General features: G+C 42.4%; 17 protein-coding genes and 1 riboswitch. Of the genes, 10 read left to right on the forward strand and 7 right to left on the reverse strand.

Features of this window, described 5'->3' with window-relative positions; all coding sequences use genetic code 11:
* The first annotated feature begins 184 nt into the window (after positions 1 to 184).
* The 5 genes from C1X04_RS13085 (at position 185) to C1X04_RS13105 (ending at position 2,826) form a co-directional block, all read left to right on the forward strand.
* Positions 185 to 460 carry a type II toxin-antitoxin system Phd/YefM family antitoxin gene (locus tag C1X04_RS13085; RefSeq protein ID WP_137170189.1) on the forward strand — a complete coding sequence of 92 codons (276 nt, stop codon included), beginning with the start codon at positions 185 to 187 and terminating at the stop codon, positions 458 to 460.
* A complete protein-coding gene (locus tag C1X04_RS13090) occupies positions 460 to 786 on the forward strand; it encodes a type II toxin-antitoxin system RelE/ParE family toxin (protein WP_137170190.1) in 327 nt (108 codons plus the stop codon). Before C1X04_RS13085 ends, C1X04_RS13090 begins: the two co-directional genes overlap by 1 nt.
* A 312-nt stretch (positions 787 to 1,098) precedes the next feature.
* Complete coding sequence (locus C1X04_RS13095; protein WP_254682267.1) at positions 1,099 to 1,803, forward strand: CsgG/HfaB family protein; 705 nt, start codon at positions 1,099 to 1,101, stop codon at positions 1,801 to 1,803.
* Positions 1,793 to 2,176 carry a DUF4810 domain-containing protein gene (locus tag C1X04_RS13100; protein WP_137170191.1) on the forward strand — a complete coding sequence of 128 codons (384 nt, stop codon included), beginning with the start codon at positions 1,793 to 1,795 and terminating at the stop codon, positions 2,174 to 2,176. Before C1X04_RS13095 ends, C1X04_RS13100 begins: the two co-directional genes overlap by 11 nt.
* Complete coding sequence (locus tag C1X04_RS13105; RefSeq protein ID WP_137170192.1) at positions 2,176 to 2,826, forward strand: GNA1162 family protein; 651 nt, start codon at positions 2,176 to 2,178, stop codon at positions 2,824 to 2,826. The genes C1X04_RS13100 and C1X04_RS13105 overlap by 1 nt, the downstream gene beginning before the upstream one ends.
* A gap of 127 nt (positions 2,827 to 2,953) precedes the next feature.
* Here the strand turns inward: C1X04_RS13105 and C1X04_RS13110 are convergent, their stop codons facing one another.
* Both C1X04_RS13110 and C1X04_RS13115 read right to left on the reverse strand, forming a co-directional pair.
* Complete coding sequence (locus C1X04_RS13110; protein WP_137170193.1) at positions 2,954 to 3,541, reverse strand: 3'-5' exonuclease; 588 nt, start codon at positions 3,539 to 3,541, stop codon at positions 2,954 to 2,956.
* Positions 3,542 to 3,559: 18 nt separating this feature from the next.
* Positions 3,560 to 3,979 carry a tetratricopeptide repeat protein gene (locus C1X04_RS13115; RefSeq protein WP_110573998.1) on the reverse strand — a complete coding sequence of 140 codons (420 nt, stop codon included), beginning with the start codon at positions 3,977 to 3,979 and terminating at the stop codon, positions 3,560 to 3,562.
* A 277-nt stretch (positions 3,980 to 4,256) separates the two neighbouring features.
* Between C1X04_RS13115 and C1X04_RS13120 the strand changes: the two genes are divergently transcribed.
* Positions 4,257 to 4,799: a DUF3237 domain-containing protein gene (locus C1X04_RS13120; protein ID WP_110574001.1), complete on the forward strand. Its 543-nt coding sequence runs from the start codon at positions 4,257 to 4,259 to the stop codon at positions 4,797 to 4,799.
* 36 nt (positions 4,800 to 4,835) lie between these two features.
* Here the strand turns inward: C1X04_RS13120 and C1X04_RS13125 are convergent, their stop codons facing one another.
* Positions 4,836 to 6,041 (reverse strand): MFS transporter, encoded by a 1,206-nt coding sequence (locus tag C1X04_RS13125; protein WP_137170194.1) that lies wholly within the window; start codon positions 6,039 to 6,041, stop codon positions 4,836 to 4,838.
* A 134-nt stretch (positions 6,042 to 6,175) separates the two neighbouring features.
* On the opposite strand from C1X04_RS13125, the gene C1X04_RS13130 reads away from it, so the two are divergent.
* Positions 6,176 to 7,057 (forward strand): LysR family transcriptional regulator, encoded by an 882-nt coding sequence (locus C1X04_RS13130; RefSeq protein WP_137170195.1) that lies wholly within the window; start codon positions 6,176 to 6,178, stop codon positions 7,055 to 7,057.
* A 63-nt stretch (positions 7,058 to 7,120) separates the two neighbouring features.
* On the opposite strand, the gene C1X04_RS13135 is transcribed toward C1X04_RS13130, so the two are convergent.
* Positions 7,121 to 7,792: an energy-coupling factor ABC transporter permease gene (locus C1X04_RS13135; protein WP_137170196.1), complete on the reverse strand. Its 672-nt coding sequence runs from the start codon at positions 7,790 to 7,792 to the stop codon at positions 7,121 to 7,123.
* An 81-nt stretch (positions 7,793 to 7,873) separates the two neighbouring features.
* Positions 7,874 to 8,087, reverse strand: a riboswitch (cobalamin riboswitch).
* An 80-nt stretch (positions 8,088 to 8,167) separates the two neighbouring features.
* Positions 8,168 to 9,235, reverse strand: coding sequence for an FUSC family protein (locus tag C1X04_RS13140; RefSeq protein ID WP_137170197.1), 1,068 nt, complete (start codon positions 9,233 to 9,235; stop codon positions 8,168 to 8,170).
* 232 nt (positions 9,236 to 9,467) lie between these two features.
* Between C1X04_RS13140 and C1X04_RS13145 the strand changes: the two genes are divergently transcribed.
* Positions 9,468 to 11,186: an OFA family MFS transporter gene (locus C1X04_RS13145; protein WP_137170198.1), complete on the forward strand. Its 1,719-nt coding sequence runs from the start codon at positions 9,468 to 9,470 to the stop codon at positions 11,184 to 11,186.
* A gap of 249 nt (positions 11,187 to 11,435) precedes the next feature.
* The gene (locus C1X04_RS13150) at positions 11,436 to 13,487 is read left to right on the forward strand and encodes a methyl-accepting chemotaxis protein (RefSeq protein ID WP_137170199.1); all 2,052 of its coding nucleotides are present in this window, start codon (positions 11,436 to 11,438) and stop codon (positions 13,485 to 13,487) included.
* 95 nt (positions 13,488 to 13,582) lie between these two features.
* Here C1X04_RS13150 and yegD read toward each other — a convergent pair whose 3' ends face one another.
* The gene (yegD, locus tag C1X04_RS13155) at positions 13,583 to 14,947 is read right to left on the reverse strand and encodes a molecular chaperone (protein ID WP_110574014.1); all 1,365 of its coding nucleotides are present in this window, start codon (positions 14,945 to 14,947) and stop codon (positions 13,583 to 13,585) included.
* A 192-nt stretch (positions 14,948 to 15,139) separates the two neighbouring features.
* On the opposite strand from yegD, the gene C1X04_RS13160 reads away from it, so the two are divergent.
* Positions 15,140 to 17,050 carry a methyl-accepting chemotaxis protein gene (locus tag C1X04_RS13160; protein ID WP_137170200.1) on the forward strand — a complete coding sequence of 637 codons (1,911 nt, stop codon included), beginning with the start codon at positions 15,140 to 15,142 and terminating at the stop codon, positions 17,048 to 17,050.
* A gap of 86 nt (positions 17,051 to 17,136) precedes the next feature.
* Here C1X04_RS13160 and C1X04_RS13165 read toward each other — a convergent pair whose 3' ends face one another.
* On the reverse strand, positions 17,137 to 17,724 hold the full coding sequence (locus C1X04_RS13165; RefSeq protein ID WP_110574018.1) for an NnrU family protein: 588 nt from the start codon (positions 17,722 to 17,724) through the stop codon (positions 17,137 to 17,139).
* Positions 17,725 to 17,881 lie beyond the last annotated feature (157 nt).

Genomic DNA, 17,881 nt, shown 5'->3' on the forward strand with positions numbered 1-17,881 from the left:
TGCATAAGAACTGTAGCAAAATGCTACTTTTGTAGCAATTTGCATCACAACAACGTCCCCAATACTTCACATATCTGCCCTTCCATTAAAAAGAGGAAGAAACTAAACCCCGCGTTATCACGACTACCCTCATTGACCGAGGACCTGTTTAAGGACTATATTTGGTCGTAACAAAGAGGTATTTATGAAACTATCAGATCAAATCAAACCTATTAGCTATTTGAAAGCTCACGCTGCTGAGGTCGTGCGTAACCTGTCTACTAACATGCAGCCGATGGTGATCACTCAAAACGGTGAGGCTAAGGCGGTTATACAAGACATCAAAAGCTATGAGCAAACTCAAGAGACTATGGCGCTACTTAAGATATTGGCTCTGGGGCAGCGCCAAGTAGACGAAGGTAAAGTTCAGCCTGCTGGTGACGTTGTCGCCAAGCTTCGTAACCGGAGTAAAAGCCGCTAATGAGCTATCAGGTTTTTCTCACTGATGATGCTGCTTACGATCTTGAGGCTCTATACAACTATATCGAATCTCATGATGCTCTAGAAAAAGCAGATTACGTTCTAGACAACATTGAAGAGGCATTTTTAAGCCTTGCTGATAATCCCGAGCGCGGGAGTTACTCAAATGAGCTGCTAGCTATCGGTCTACGAGAGTATCGAGAAATCTATTTCAAACCCTATCGTATTATTTATCGAATCAGTTCGCAGTCAGTTTATGTCATGGTGATCGCTGATGGTCGTCGTGATATGCAATCTCTTCTTGAACGACGTTTATTCCAAGACTAAGGGGAATAAAGGGTTAGCCAGGGTTGTATGAAAAACAGAGGGATTCTTCATCTAACCCTCATTTCAAAAAATATTTACGATCCATGATGGATGTCTCATTCACAAGATATTAATACTCCTAATCCTAACGAAGTATAAAAACTACCTACATTGATTTTGACCAAAACTTGCTTAAGTATCACCTGTAAAAAAACAACAAAGATAAGGGAAACTTTGTGATCGATAATTCTGGTTATTGTACCCAGATATGGATAAAATCGCCTCGATTTTTAAATCAGAAAAATTAATTTGTATTTTTACATGGAGTATCAAATGACAAGCCCTTTCTTTCGAAATTTAAAAAATTCTATGGTTTGCTTATCTATAGCAACAGCTTTAACTTTAGCTGGTTGCTCGGTAAACCAGTCGCATCGTTCTGTCGAATCGGAGACAGTAAAAAGCTATAACACTGATTACAAAGGAATAAAAACAACGTTGGTTGTTGGCAACTTCCAAAACCGCTCTTCATACATGCAAGGCCTTTTTTCGTCAGGCACTGACAAACTAGGAAACCAATCTAAAACCATTCTGAAGACACACCTTCAACAAACTAATCGTTTTAAAGTAGTAGACAGAGAGAATTTAGAAGTTTTAAAACGTGAAGCTGAGCTGAATGGTGTAAAACAAACTTTAACTGGCGCTAGATATACAATTACCGGTGATGTAACAGAATTTGGACGAAAGGTAACTGGGGATAAACAGCTTTTTGGAATTCTTGGATCAGCAAAAACTCAAACAGCCTATGCAAAAGTCAGCATTAACATTGTCGATGTTGTGAATGGAGAAATTGTTTATTCCACTCAAGCCGCTGGTGAATATGAACTCAGTAATCGAGAAGTAGTAGGCTTTGGATCAACTGCTAGTTACGATGCAACACTAAACGGCAAAGTACTAAACTTCGCCATAACAGAAGCAGTAAATAATATTGTACGTGATCTAGAGAACGGCACATGGGTGGTGCTATCAAATGAGCAGTAATAAAAACATCAAACACTCCAATAAAGTATCTTTCGCTATAGTATTTTTTTCGCTGTTTATCTTGAGTGGCTGCGCCACTAAGAAAAGCACTTTCTACTGGGGAGAATACGAAAACATGCTGTATGGGATGTACATTGAGCCCGGTAGTGCTGATTCAACGACTCAAATTTCAACTTTAGTCACTGATATTCAAAAAGCAGAAGCTCAGAATATACCCATAGCACCAGGCATTCATGCTCATCTTGGGTATATGTATGCTTTAGAAGGAAATGTAGCTCAATCTAAAGCAGAATTCATGACTGAAAAATCCCTATTTCCAGAGTCTGCGATACTGATAGATGGAATGATGAACCGTTTAGAAGGAGCTAAATAATGCTATTTTTCAAAAAAGCATTTTTACTATTTTCACTCCCACTAGTTCTTTTAATTACAGGGTGTTCAACACCACCGCCATATAATTATGAAGCACTCTTGGCATCTGAACCTAGGTCAATCTTAGTTATTCCTCCTAAAAATAACTCTGTTGAGGTAAACGCACCGTATATTTACTTATCAACAATAAGTAGACCCTTAGGTGAAAAAGGCTATTACGTATTTCCAGTGGCTGTCATTGATACTTTTATGAAAGAAAATGGATTGCCAACGCCAGAAGAAATGAACTCCGTTCCTCTCGAAAAACTATATGAACATATTGGTGCTGATGCCGTTCTATATGTAGAAATTAATGACTGGGGGCAAAAGTTTAATGTGCTTTCCTCTGATACTGTCGTTAACGTATCAATGAGATTAGTTGATGGAAAAACAGGCGTTCTCTTATGGGATGCAAGCGCTTCTGTTGTCCAAAGTTCTAACTCAGGTAGCAATGGCCTAATTGGCAGCCTAGTAAGCGCAGTTGCATCACAAATAATGAACTCTATTTCGGATCAAACACCTACTGTCGCCAGAACAGCAAATAATATCGCAATATATAAACCAAATCAGGGGCTACTGAATGGCCCATACGCACCAATTATCGAAAAATAACATCTGATATAGTGTAAGTATTCCAGCTACTAAAATATCGTAGTAACTGGAATTTTTTGGGAATACAAAGCGTTTGAATAGAACCAATAACCCCATCTTCCGTCTTCCCCTTGAAAAGGGGAAGAAACTAAGACCTTAATGAAGTCAACGCCCTATCCACACAAATAGCCGAATGCGCGTCATTGGCGGCATACAGAATTTGGTTTTCTTTAAGAGGATAAGCGCCCCAGTTGGATTTTTGGGCGCCTTTGCCAAGGCGTTTTCCAAGAACCATGGCGACGGCGGCGCGGGCGCCGATGCTGTTTTTCTCTCCAGCAAGTTGCTTTAAGGTGAAGGATAAGTCTTGGGTGTTGGTGATGTCGATGCTGAGTTTATTGCGCAGTTCTTTGTTGTCGTCTTTAATACCAAAGCCGATTTTTTTGATCTTTGGGTTCTCTAACACTTCCTTCACTGCCGCAACGGCGACAGGAAATCGAACAGGGAACAGAAAGGCTTTTGATTCAGTCGCCAGTTGAATAAGCGATGGACCTGGGCTGACTTGGCCTTTTTGGAAAATCGGTTTGCTCTCGGTATCGAATCCAATAGAGGTTTCGTTTTCTAGCTCTTTTATGGCTTGTGCGGCATCAAGTTCGTTTTCAACGATGACGATGTCACGAAGGCCTAGGCCAATATATAAGGGTAATTGGCTAATCTGTTCCTTGGTAGGACGTTCCATTCTGTGTCTCTTGTTTCTTTAGGCTTTTTTCAGGTCAAACAGCACGTCGTGAATTTCCGCTTTTAGCTCTTTATCGATGATTTTATTGCTGTGGATTTTGGCTTGTTCTAGGTATTCAATGGCACCGTTTTTGTCGCCAAGTTCTAGTTTCAGTTGAGCGGCCGCGAAGCCAATGGAGGAAAGGTAATCTTTGGAGTTTATAGCAGCGGCTTTTTCTAAGGCTTTGTCATAGATAACAATCGCCTGTTCTAGATCGTCGGTAAAGTCGCCTAGAGTTTCCCACTGTACTGGGTGGTCTTTGTCTGTGCCGTCGTTGTCATCACATATAGCTTTCAATTCCGCATAATAAGCATCAAAGCCCGCTTGGTCTTTTTTGTTGGCGCAGGTCATGAGTTCTTTGGCGAGATAAAGCACTTCTTTGTATATTTTGGTGTTCATATTTTACTCTGTTGGAGGCATTCGATTATGCAATAACGAGTATGGTAATTTCAATGGACCATTTATGACAGCTTTTCGGTGAGTTATTGATAATAAGGGCTCAACAAGAGCCCTTATTACCCTACAATACAGTCTAAACCTATAACAAAATATAATAACGTTTCTACTTCAAATAATTGTATAGTTAAACATTATCTTCCTGATATCAAAATACCTTCATTTGCGAAAGGATCCTCTTAAGCAATACAAGCGCTAACAATAAAAAAGGAGAACAAGTATGTTTAAAATCATTTCGACCATCGCAGTGTGTGCAATGTCTTTGCTAACCAGCGCTGGCGCATTAGCAGCCAACGAAGATCCAAATAGAGACAATCGCTTTGAAACCAAATTCATCTACGAATCTCGTGTGAAGATAGACAAAGAACGAGTCACTGTTGGGCAAAGTAAATATGGCGAACGAGGCATCATTTGGATCACAGGTGGCGAATTTGAAGGCCCATCTCTAAAAGGTGAAGTTATTTCTGGTGGCGGTGACTGGCAGCTTGGTAGACCTGATGGTAGTAGAGAATTAGAGGCAAAATACGCGCTTAAAACCGAAGATGGCTTTATCATCCTAGTGCAAAATAAAGCCATCATCAGAGCTCAACCTACCGAAAGTGACCCAAAACATAACTACGCTAGAAGTGTACTTAGTTTTGAAGCGCCGATCGGTAGTCCATATGAATGGATGAATAAATCAATATTTTTAGGGACTGTAGACCTAGCCGATGATTACAATGAAAACCCTGCGGTGATCATTCGTGTCTGGCAACTCCTTTAATATCAGCGTCATTCATATTTTATTAAGCTCCAACATTTATAGTGCGTCGGAGCTTAATTGATTCGCGGTTCTCGTTTGTCGAATCAAGCTCACCCCAGCCAATACAACGAAACCTAATACCAACCACGAGCCTAAAATCACTCCAGTCCAGCCATCCGTTTGCCAGAAAGGATCAAGATAAAACCCACCAAGACTCGCGCCTAGATAGTAAAACACCAAGTACAAAGATGAAGCGCTTGCCTTAGAGTGTTTAGCATTGCGGCTCACAAAGCTGCTGGCAGTAGAATGGCATAGAAAGAAGCCAAAACTGTTTATCAATAACCCTGTGATGATTGCTATTAAAGAATCGCCCAAGGTAACTAAAGACCCCAACATGAAAATACAAGTGCCTAGCACCATAATATTCGGTTGACTCCAGCGCTTGGCAAGCTTGCCAGAAAGAGCTGAGCCTAAGGTGCCAGACAGGTAGGTCAAAAAGAGCAAGCCAACGTATTTAGCCGATAAGTTATAAGGCGCAGCTTCCAAAACGAAGGTCACGTAACTGTATTGGTTAATAAAAATAAAGAAGCTAAAACCGCCAATGCAGTAACTGGTTATTAAACGACGGTTCTGTAAATGACTTTTCATGTTCATCAGAATGTGACCAACACGCAAAGGTTTTGCTTCAAAATGCTGAGATTTTGGCAGCAGAAAGAAAAAAGCCAATAAACACAGTAAACTGATCGCACTCATCACGCCAAAGGTCGCTGAACGCCCTAGCCATTCGCCAACAAAACCACCGATAAGACGACCACCAATGCCGCCTAATGTGTTTCCGCTGATATACAAACCAACCGCTACCATTAACGCTTCTGGCGTATATTCATCCCCCAAATAAGCAACGGCTATGGCAGGTAGCCCAGCCAAGAAGAAACCTTGCAGGCCACGTAAAACTAGTAATGATTCATAACTCTGTACGAGGGACAAACAGAAAGTCGTTAAAGTAATACCAACCATGGTCATAACCATAATACCTTTGCGGCCTAAGGCGTCTGAAATCGGCCCATAGAAAAGTAAAGAGATACCCAAGGTCAGTGTCGTGATGGTAAAGCTACCGCTGGCTTGCAGTGGACTAATGGAAAACTCATTAGCAATCATAGGTAGCAAAGGCTGTGTCACATAGACGTTAGCAAAAATCATGAAAGAGCCAATAATGAGCGCTATGGTGCCTCGCCAAAAAACAGAACTACCCACTTCTATCACAAACATTCTCCAACGATCGCAGCAACATCAAACGCAAAGTTGCTCCGAATACAATATAAATTAATACGACACTATACGCTTAGGAAAATAATCAATAAAATATATCCATCTTATCCAATTCATAAGGGTTGTTGATGGATATTAAACCGCTGCGTTATTTCATTGCCATTGCAAAAACCGAGAGTTTTACAAAAGCCGCTCAGCAGCTTGGCGTTGCACAACCTGCTGTGAGTATGGCAATAAAAAAACTAGAGACAGACCTGGGCTTGACCTTAATCCATCGAGCAGACCGTAATATAGGCTTAACAGATGAAGGCCAAAAACTGCTGACGCATGCGGAAAAAATTATTCAGGCAACAGACGACGCTTTACTAGAAATGAGTGAGTTAAAAGGCTTAAGCCAAGGTGAAGTTCGTGTCGGTATTCCAAGTATGCTTGGCTCTTATTACTTCCCCCCTATTCTTATGGCATTTCGCCATAAATACCCAAGCATTGCCTTAAAAGTTATTGAAGGAGGCACTTGGCAGCTACAGAAAATGCTCGAAAATGGTGAGTTAGATCTTAGTGTTATTGTTGCAGAAACCTTACCTGATAGCTTAGAAACACAAGCGCTAATACGAGAAGAAATGCTGGTAACGATTGCGACGGATCACCCTTTTAGTCAATTAGAGCGAATCTCACCAGAAGCGTTTTTCGATGAAGAGTTGGTGATGTTCAAAGAAGGCTATTTTCACCGCCGTATTGTCGATAAACTGGCGAAAGTCTGCAAAAAGACACCTAAAATCGGTTTTGAAACCAACTTAATTCCGCTCATTAAGTCCATCACTCAACAGGGCTTCGGCATATCCACCCTACTTGCCATGGTGATTGAAGATGACGACGACTTAATTACTCGCTCTTTTGATCCGCCAATCTGGCTAGACCTAGGTATTGCGTGGCGTAAAGACAGTTATCTATCAAAAGCCAATCGCGCCTTTTTAGAGTTTGTCAGCGAGCACGGACAATATAAGCGCTGAATACATAAAAATGCCTATCCTGTACAAAGACAGGATAGGCATATAAAAAACATACCAAGATGTTTAATTAAATAAACGCGCTTCAAGCAAAGAAGAGTTCTTAAAACGATGCAAGCTTTTTGCGGCAGCTAATACCGCAAGATCAAGCACAGGCTCTAGCAGCACAACACTCAAATACGCCATACCAAACGTCGCCACAGAGGTTAAGTTTTCAGCGCCGAAGCCTTGACCATAAAACGCCCAAAAAGCCACCCAAGCAACAATACCGCCTTGATAAGTTAAAGACAGCTGCAATGCCTGCTTATAAGAAATATCTACATAAGCCGTATTTTCTGCAATCGTACGACGAGCCACGGCCGACATAGCAAATAGCGGTAATAACAAGGTCGTAACGTTCATACCATATTGTGGCAGGTCAAACGGAGCAAAGAACACGCCTTGTGTTAACAAACCAAATATCAAGCCAATAGACGCCGCTGCAGGGCCAAAGATCAAAAATAGGGTTGAGCCTAAGATAAGATGCACTTCAGACACACCAACAGCGTGATGCGGCAAGAGTTCAAAAAAGGCAAAGACAAAAAGCGTGGTTAACACACTGCGACTGATTAAAGACACTAGTCCGTCTTTTTTGATCATGTCGATAGATGCTTTCGCCGACAAGCCCAAAGCTGCCAAAGCGGTAGCGTAACTCAAAACAATTTTCGCGCCATCAACGACGCCAGGTTCAATATGCACTATGTGCCTCCAAAATATGTTTCATACTCACCCGTATGATTCAAATTAGCGGACAATTAAGCGGCAAAAAATACCGAAAAAAGTGTCCAAATTAATGAAGGCCGGTCTCCGGACTGATAAGTGTTTGGCAGATCTGTATTTCTAATACTCTTATTCCTTCCCATCTAAAAGACAGTGGAATTAAGAAGAAACACACCACTTATTTACCGTTGCGGGGGCAGTACAGGCTTTGTTTTTAAAACGCACCTGTTTCCCGTTTCACCCTATTACAGGCACCTTCATAAGAACTGCGGAAGCAATTTTTTATCAATCCGCAGAGTTTTGCAGCGTACGTCTATAGAAGGCTTTAAGCAACTAACAAATAACAAAACACGCTTAGGAAGGCTTACGACCTGATAGCGAGCTACGTGTATTCATTCTAGATTCAATGTGTTTTAAAAGAGAAGTGCGGTGAAAAATAGTGCCACCGAGAATACCAATCGCACTACCAATAGAAATATCGACAAGCCGATGTTCTAGTAAGACCTCTGTACTGATATTCGCACTGGTAATTTCAGCCATAATCACGGTTAAAGGTGTAATAAAAATCACCGCGGCACCGTAGTTTTTGACAATCAGCAACTCCACAACAAACTGGAAGAAAATCATGCTTAACGCCAGTACCCAATAGTTAGGCTGAAAAGAAAATAGCGAATACGCTACTCCCATGCCAAGTGCCGTTCCTACTATTCTATGGATATTACGATGCCAAATCATACGGTAAGTGGCGCCCTGCAAAATAGCCGCGCATGAAATGGGCACCCAAAGCGCATTTTCTAGTTCAAATATAACTGCGATAAAATAGGAGAAAGCAATAAAGAACGCCACCAAAGCGGCTTCTAGAATAATCGCATTCACCCGAGGGTCCGTTTCTATCTTGGTAACAGGTAAATCATTGGCTCCCGTCATCAGGCTGTAAAAGAATGCCAAAAAGCAGGATAACATCCCACCCAATGCCACCATGCCAATATTTGATGACCATCTACCAAGATCAAACGGTAAGTAAATAGCCAAGGCAGATACCAGAATAAAGAAAAAACTACCCGGTGGTGGTAGACGGTAATAGCGTGTAATGACAATAGAGCCAAAAGACAACAACCCAAGAGCTAAAGCCGCGACATAATGATTAAAGCTGGAAAGAGAACCAATACTAAAGCAGATCATAAAACCAAAAGAGCACATGGCAAGCGTCACCATACGGTGCGCAGTTCGAGTTTTAGGTAAATACAATATCACCATGGCCCCTAAACTAGACAAGGTCGCTACTGCAAATTGATCTAACGCTGCACCAATTAAAACAGGCACACCGACACAAACAGCAGCAAGAACGGCGAGATGCCAAGGACGCTTGATATCGCTCCAAGCAAAAAGCTCTTTTAATTGAGTTAATAACGCGTTGAACAAAGAAATACTCCGATAAGAATGTTTACTATGGAAACAGTATATCACTGTTATAAATTTTCCATGAAAGAAAAGCACACCTTCGACTTAGCACTTTGCCAAAGATAAGAAAAACGACCTAACTGACAATATTTGCGAAATATACATATCCTTTCTGCTATAAAAAATTATAATCTCTATGTAATATTTTGTAACTGGTTGCCGAAATCACAATAATTCTACAAGGACACAGATTATGAACCTGATTAGGACTCTTTTATCCTTCCTCATGAAGGATAAAATCATTGCATCTCCAAACTTTAACCGTTGGTTAGTTCCACCCGCTTCAATTGCTATTCACTTATGTATTGGCTCTGTTTATGCGTGGAGTATTTTTAATCCGGCATTGACGAAAGAGTTTGGCGTTGTCACGAGCGCAGCTCAAGACTGGAGTCTTAGCAGTGTGGTATGGATATTTTCTGTGGCCATTGTATTTCTTGGTCTATCGGCAGCCGTTGCCGGTAAATGGCTTGAAGAAGTAGGTCCGCGTTGTGTTGGTGTTACAGCGGCATTCCTTTGGGGAGGCGGTTTTATTATCGGCAGCGTTGGGATATCAACGCACCAATTATGGCTGGTGTATTTAGGTTATGGTGTTTTAGGTGGCTGTGGCTTGGGGCTTGGCTATGTCTCCCCTGTTTCTACGCTGCTGCGATGGTTCCCTGATAAACGCGGTATGGCAACAGGCATGGCAATAATGGGATTCGGTGGCGGAGCGATGATTGGCGCGCCTCTAAAAGCTTTTTTATTAGAAAAATTCGCTGTCGCACCTACCTACCTTGGGCCTGAATCGGCCGTAAATCTAATCACTGAAGGCGGTAAGCGCTTTGCAGAAATGGCCAGTGGCAAATTAGAAGTGGTCGTTGCCAGCGCTGCTGAAGCGGCAAAGCTACCTACTCCAGGTGAAGCTGGGGTTTATGTTGTTGGCACAGGTGACACTGGCGCGTCTAGCGTGTTTTTAACGCTGGGGATTGTCTACTTTATTATCATGATGGTTGCAGCCTTTGCTTATCGTGTGCCACCTGAAGATTGGAAGCCTGAGGGTTGGACGCCACCCGCAAAAAATGCCGCTAACGTTATGATTAGTCGCAACAATGTTCATATTAATCAGGCATTAAAAACGCCTCAGTTTTGGCTATTGTGGGCTGTATTGTGCTTAAACGTGACCGCAGGTATCGGCGTCATTGGCATTGCAAAAACCATGATGACGGAAATCTTTGGGTCAACACTCCCGACCATTGCGACAGCAAGCTTTGCTGGCACATACGTATTAATGATTTCAGTTTTTAATATGTGTGGTCGATTCTTTTGGGCATCGACTTCCGACTTCATTGGACGCAAAAATACCTACCATTGCTTCTTCGTACTTGGCACACTTTTGTATCTGTCCATTCCTTATGCCGCCTCAGCGGTAAGCGCTGATCCATCAGTGACTTGGCTGATCATGTTCTACGCAGCAACCATGATTATCTTCACTATGTACGGTGGTGGTTTTGCAACGATTCCAGCGTACCTCGCGGATATTTTTGGCACGCTACACGTTGGTGGTATCCATGGTCGATTGCTAACGGCATGGGCAACGGCAGGGGTTCTTGGGCCTTTCGTTATCACCTACCTAAGAAATCTTTCTGTAGAAAATGCCATTACCGATTTGGTTAGCAAGATAGACACAGCCGCGTTCGAGCAAAAGTTCAATGCTCCTATCTCCCAGCTAAATGAACTCATCGCAGCGAAGTCGGTGACCGTTGCTAAATTAATGGAAATCGCTCCAGCAGGAACAGTCGACCCAACGTCTAGCCTCTACAATACAACGATGTATGTTATGGCTGGGTTACTGGTAGTTGGTTTTTTCGCGAACTTAATGGTTCGTCCTGTGAAAGAGAAGCACCATGTAGAAAATACACACCCGAACTTGTAGTCGTTAATATAAACGTAGAATCGGTGACAAAATGCAAAGGCAACAAGACAAATCATGTCTTGTTGCCTTTATAGAAAATGTTCCGATTGAGCGAACATTTCCAGACTATTTTTAGATTATTTATCTTTTCAAAAGCCCGTCCTCAGGCCATTGTGGAGTCAAAATATAAAGACCACTATAAAAATAAAAACTTTATCAAATGCTTTACTAAACTGATAATAAGCATACCTCAATAGAAGGAATACCTTTATGATTCAGCGTATAAAAGCCATGCCTATAACCCACCAGCTTGGTGTTGTAGTGTTCACGGTTTCCATTCTTTGTTTTAGCGCGTTAAGTTGGTTAGCATCAAATAAGTCCTACGATGGTTTTATGACCAGCATAGATCACGAGCTACAAACTAGCGCCAACCAAGGCAGCATGTTGCTGGATTTCTATTATGAAAACCTAGAAAGCAATACAGACAGATTAGCCGATATATTCTTCACTCTTTTTCCTGGTGGAATCAAAGTTAGTGATTCAGAAACGGTAAAAATTGGTGAATACGACAGTCCTTTAGCAACCAACTCTGGCGAAACCATTAATTTAAACTTTAGTAAGCCAGACCAGTTTACAAGTATGACAGGTGGCACAGCGACGGTTTTTATTCGTTATGGCGATGACTTTTTACGCGTTAGTACTTCCCTTAAAAAAGAAAATGGCGACCGCGCTTTCGGAACGTTATTAGGCAAAGGCCATCCGGGTTATAAAAAGCTCATCAATGGCGAAACCTACGCCGGACCCGCCGCATTATTTGGCCGCAACTACATGACGAAGTACGTTCCATTTAAAGATGCAACGGGCAAAGTAGCTGGCATTCTTTACATTGGTTTTGATTACACGGAAGGGCTAAAAAGTTTAGAGAATGAAATTAATACCCTATCCTTTGGCGATACTGGCAGAGCCACGGTGATCAACTTAAAAGAAGGCAAAGACTTCGGCCGAGTGGTTATTGATTCGAAAAACAAAGGTAAGCTATTTAGCGAAATTGGCCTAGCCAATGCAGAAAAACATTTAGAGTTAATGAAAAATCAAAATAGCGGGACATTTTTCACCGAACAAACCATCAATGGTGTTACCAAAGAAAACATCATGACATTTCGTCATGCCGAAAACTGGAATTGGGCGCTATTAACAGGAGGGCCAGTTGATGAATTTACTCTAGTCGCTAACTCTGTTCGTAATAGTTTAATTATCATCTCAATCATTTGCGCCATTATTCTTGTCGTTTTGATTGCCTTTATTACCCAGCGTATTCTCTCCCCTTTAAAACGTGTAGGCCAAGACCTGCAAGAACTAGGTAACGGAAACCTTTCCACACACCTTTTTGAGAACGGACAAGAAAATCAAATTCATAGCCGCAATGAAATCTCGATTTTATTCGAGCACGGACGAAATACCATTAAGCAATTACGCTCCATGCAAATGGAAGTAAGAAGCAGCATGGAGTTGCTTGCCAGCTCCAGCCAAAAAGTACAAAAAACCGCTTCACTGGCTTCAGAAGGAATGACCAAACAGCAAGTTGAAACAGATTTGGTTGCTACCGCGATGAACCAGATGGTTGTTGCGGTTGAGGATGTCTCAAAAAATATCACCGAGACAACCAATGAAACCCATAAAGCAGACGAGGAAACTCGAGCTGGCACTCAGGTAGTCAATAACGTCGCTACCGATATGCAAGCGCTCGCTAAGGTTATAGGTCATGCCTCTTCTGTCATGGAAGAAGTGGAAAAAGAGAGTGTGAATATTGGCTCCGTTCTCGATGTTATTCGCAGTATTGCGGAACAGACCAACCTACTCGCCCTAAACGCCGCCATTGAAGCAGCGCGAGCAGGCGAGCAAGGTCGAGGTTTTGCTGTGGTAGCAGACGAAGTCAGAACGCTGGCAACACGAACTCAGGATGCGACATCTGAAATTGAAGGTATGATTGAGCAACTGCAAAAACTTTCTAAAACCGCTTCTAGTGAAGTCATCAGCGGGCGCGATCAGGCCGCTGGAAATGCAGAAAAAGCGATCGAAGCAAGTAAGGGCTTAATGAAAGTAACGGAGTCTGTTAGCTTAATTAACTCTATGTCTATTAACATTGCCAGCTCAATTACAGAGCAATCTGCTGTGGCGGTCAGTGTTAATGAAAACATATCGAGCATTCGTCACGTATCAAATGAAACCGCCGACGGCGTCAAAGAAATGATGGCAACCACTCAGACGCTTTCTGAAGTATTAGAAAAACTGAAAGTTTCTGTGGATAGATTCTCTCTGTAACGTCAGTCTCATAAGTAGTTAATTTGTGTGCAATGAAAAAGGGAACAGCCAATGGCTTGTTCCCTTTTTTATAAGTTTTATTGATCTGGTGAAATTTATTTGAAGATTCTATCCGACCAAACTGTCAAACCTGCTGCCACACTACCGAAGTGATCCCCATCTAAAACAGGAATGTTACCGATACTTGCCTGAATCGCATCTCGAATAACGGGGGATTTAGCCGAGCCACCTGTCATATAAATTAGGTCTGGCTTCTCGCCAGCTTGCTCAATAGCGGCTTTCATTAAACTCAACATCTTCTCTAGCGGTGAAGCAATAGATTGTGCTAACTGGTCACGACTAATGTCTGCTCCCAAAGCGGCTTCGATATAATCCAGTGAAGCTGAATAATGCTCAGAGTCAGACAGCGCGATCTTGGCTTCTTCCGCACTTCGCACAATATGATAATTGTGCTTTTCTTCACGCATTCTTAGGAAGCGCTCTATCAATTTTGGATTCGCGGCATCAAGACGTAGCTGTTCTATTTGGTTCTTTGTTTCCATACTATTAAAAGTAGCAATCGCAGAAACATCATTTGTCGTCACTGCATTCCAATAAAGCTGAGTCGGCATAGGCAAGCCTGTCTTAAGCAAGGTATCCATACCAAATAATGGCATAAAATGCTTACCCGCGATTTGTATGTCCAAATCATTACCGCCTACTCGTTCACCCGTATGCGCCAAGAAATCACTTCGTCGGTCTTCTTTTTTAAGATATTCCGGCCCCATTCGAACCATGGCGCAGTCAGTCGTACCACCACCAATGTCCACAACCAGCACCGTTTTGTTATCCGCTAAGGACTTTTCAAAATCTAAGCCTGCAGCAATGGGTTCATACAAAAACTCAATTTCTTTAAAGCCAGCACGTTTACCTGCTGTGGTCAGAATCTCCAGTGCTTGGCGGTTACTTGCATCCGCATCCAGACCTTGAAAGTTAACAGGGCGACCAATAACAGTATGAGTAATGTCGGCCCCCAAACTGTTCTCGGCGCGCTGTTTGATGTTTTGCATCATCACAGTCACTATGTCTTCGAAAAAATGTATATGTTCAGCTCGAAGTCCGGCACCACCTAGAAAGGATTTAGGAGACTTAACAAAGTACCCTTCTTCTGGCCACTGAAAATATTCTTCAAAGGCTGCGCGCCCAAAAAATAGTGTTTGATCTTCATCCGCTATGTCTTCTTCATAACGCGCTCGCTTTGCTCGAGTTAGCGCATTTTGGCGTAGTTCGGCAAACGCTTGTCTGGCATGAATATCCTTAAGGCCTCGCCCAACCGCTTCGGTAATAAGGTCTCGATCTAGCGCATATAATGTAGAAGGCAAAAAAGCATGCTCGTCTTCTAAAGCAACTAGGCGCACAGCCGAATCCTCAACTATACCTAATGCACAATTTGATGTTCCGTAATCAAATCCACAAATCATCTAAAATCTACCTATACTGACCAATACAACGGGGCGCGGACGATAACAGAAAGGTTCAAAAGTATCAAAACAAACAAGCCTCCTGTTAACTCTAGAATGATTACGCTAATTAACAGAAAATTGCAGCCATGCAACAGATTAGAAACATAACTTAAGTAATAATCCACTTTAAAATTACTGCGGAGAAAAGGAATGCGCCTTTCACTACAAACCAAAATAACGCTTCAATCCATTATTGTGGCTATAATCATTGCACTCGGTGTTGGCGGTGTTTCCTTTTACGCCTTTAAAACCGACAGTGATGCTCGTATAAAATCAGAAGCCAGCTCGCAAGCTAATGCAATCTCCACCTATATAAATAGTTGGTCCAATGATCGCATCAGCACCATGGAAGCCATTAAACAAAAAATAGAGGCCTCCCTGCAGGAAAACCCAGACGTCAACGAAAAAGACATTCTTAATATCCTCCAACAAGCTCAGGTCAGTCTTGGGTTTGGTATGACTTTTTTAGGGATGGAAAATGGCGCAATGTACCGTCACGACCCATCGCTAAACAGTGCCGATTACGACCCTCGTAAACGCAGCTGGTACATTGATGCCAAAGCAAAAAACAGCGCTTATGTCACTGCGCCTTATATCTCCGCCTCCACTAAAAAACTGTCTATGACATTTGTCGAACCCATTACTATTAATGGTCAATTCGTTGGCGCCATTGGTGGTCTAGTATTTTTAGATAGCGTATTAGACAGTGTTCTCGCCATGAAAGTCGCTGGCAATGGCTATAGCGTATTATTTGATGGTGACGGCAAAATCATTGCTCATCCAAATACAGAGCAAATTTTAAAAGATGCTACCGACTTGTCACCTGTATTAACCGACTCTTTCTTCAGAGACATTCGCAATCAGGCTAAATTTGCTGAGCTTAATTTAGACGGCAAAAATATTGAAATGTTTGCCAGCAATATAAAAGGCAATCCATGGGTGCTGGGCTTAATGATGGACAAAGACGTTCTCAATGCGCCGCTTGTGGGTTTGGGCACCAATATCCTTGTTGCTGTTTTGGTTTTGCTCTCGATTGCCATATTGCTCGTCGTCCAAATAACACGATTCCTATTAAAAGATTTGCGTCGCGTTTCTGACAGCATGGCACAAATTGCCCAAGGTAACGGAGACCTAACTCAGCGCCTAACCGCCAGTTCTAAAGATGAAATCGCGGTATTGGTAGACAATTTTAATAAGTTCGTCGCCCTACTTCATGGCACTGTGTCGCATCTCAAAAAGATCGGCCATGAGCTATCTGGTCAAGCCAGCGCTTCTCATTCATCTTCTAGAAACAGCTCTTTGAAACTAGAAGAACAGCAACACAACATTTCGATGGTTGCTACCGCCATCCATCAAATGGCGCAGGCAACACAAGAAATCGCCAGTAATGCGACAAACACCGCGATCAATGCGGATGAGACTGTTGCAGCCAGTAACATTGGCCAATCACAAGTACTGAAAAGCCAAGAGAGCATTCGAACTTTAGCGGAAGATATTCAAGGTGTGGCTGGCGTCATTAATGACCTAAGCACAAACGCCGATGGCATTAACGCGATCTTAACGACGATTTCAGGTATCGCAGAGCAAACCAATTTATTGGCCCTAAACGCTGCGATTGAGGCGGCACGTGCAGGGGAACAAGGTCGCGGTTTTGCCGTGGTTGCCGATGAAGTTCGTGTGCTTTCACAACGCACTTATAGCTCGATTGAAGAAATTCAAAAAATGATTGAATCGTTGCAAAAGATCACCAAAGATGCAGTGAATAAAATTCAGTTAAGCCATACCAGAGCAAACAGTAGCGTTGAAGATGTCAATCAAGCCCGAGAAAGCTTAGACAAGATTCAACAATCCGTTACCACTATTAACGATCGAGCAGCCCAAATCGCAACGGCAACCGAAGAACAAACGAGTGTTACTGCTGAGGTGAACCAAAACACCGCTGACATACAGCAAGGTTCTACTGAGCTGGTTGCAATCGCAGCAGAAAGTGCAGCGCGCGCCGAAGAGCTAAAAGTACTAGCGGATGACTTGATCAAAAACATCAACCACTTCAGAACATAACACACTGATGACAATAAAAAGGCTCTATCAGGGAAACCTGATAGAGCCTTTTTTTCGTTCTTGTATCTAAATGTTTTCGCGACAGATTAAACGAGCGGTGATACACCAAGAATGGCTTCATGTAGGTAAAATACAATTGTGAACCAAGACACCATAGCAAAAACAAAAGCAATCAAATTCATCGGAACAGTGGATTCGTCTGAGGCTTTATAAACAACGCCCGCTTTACGATCTCGACGACGATATACAGCAAAACTCACAATCGACCAAACCAAGAAGCTGCCGAAGATAATCGCATCTGCTAACGTGCCATTACTGATTAAATGCGCAAATGCCCAAAGCTTAACCGCGATTAACATTGGGTAGCCCATTTTATTTTTCATCGTCGTATTAGGCACTAACGCAGAACCTGCGAAGAAAAGCGCAACCAACACCAACAAACCCGCTAAATGGCGAGTCCAAACAGGCGGAAACCATAACCAAACGGGTTCAAGACGAACTTGCATATAGCCCATTACAATAAAAGCCGCAGCAATCAAGGTTAACATGCCAAAGCGCATTTTCCAGCGTAATGCGCCGTGTCTTGCCATACTCGTTTCACGCCATTGCGGTGCAATCAAGCGAATGGAGTGCAAACCAAAAAAAATGACCAACCCTATTACAATAATCAACATATAAACTCGATTCCTAAACTAAACGGTAAACAAAATTTAGCACTGCTATTCTTTCTGTAAAGCAGCGTCCCTAGGGACAAAAAATTATTGGAGGTAAGAGTACCTTGTTTTGAAAATTTGAAAAGCACTTTCCGAACACCTAAGCGGTATTCCGTTA

It is taken from the genome of Marinomonas sp. FW-1 (genome assembly GCF_005222245.1).
GTDB classification, from domain to species: Bacteria; Pseudomonadota; Gammaproteobacteria; order Pseudomonadales; family Marinomonadaceae; genus Marinomonas; species Marinomonas alcarazii.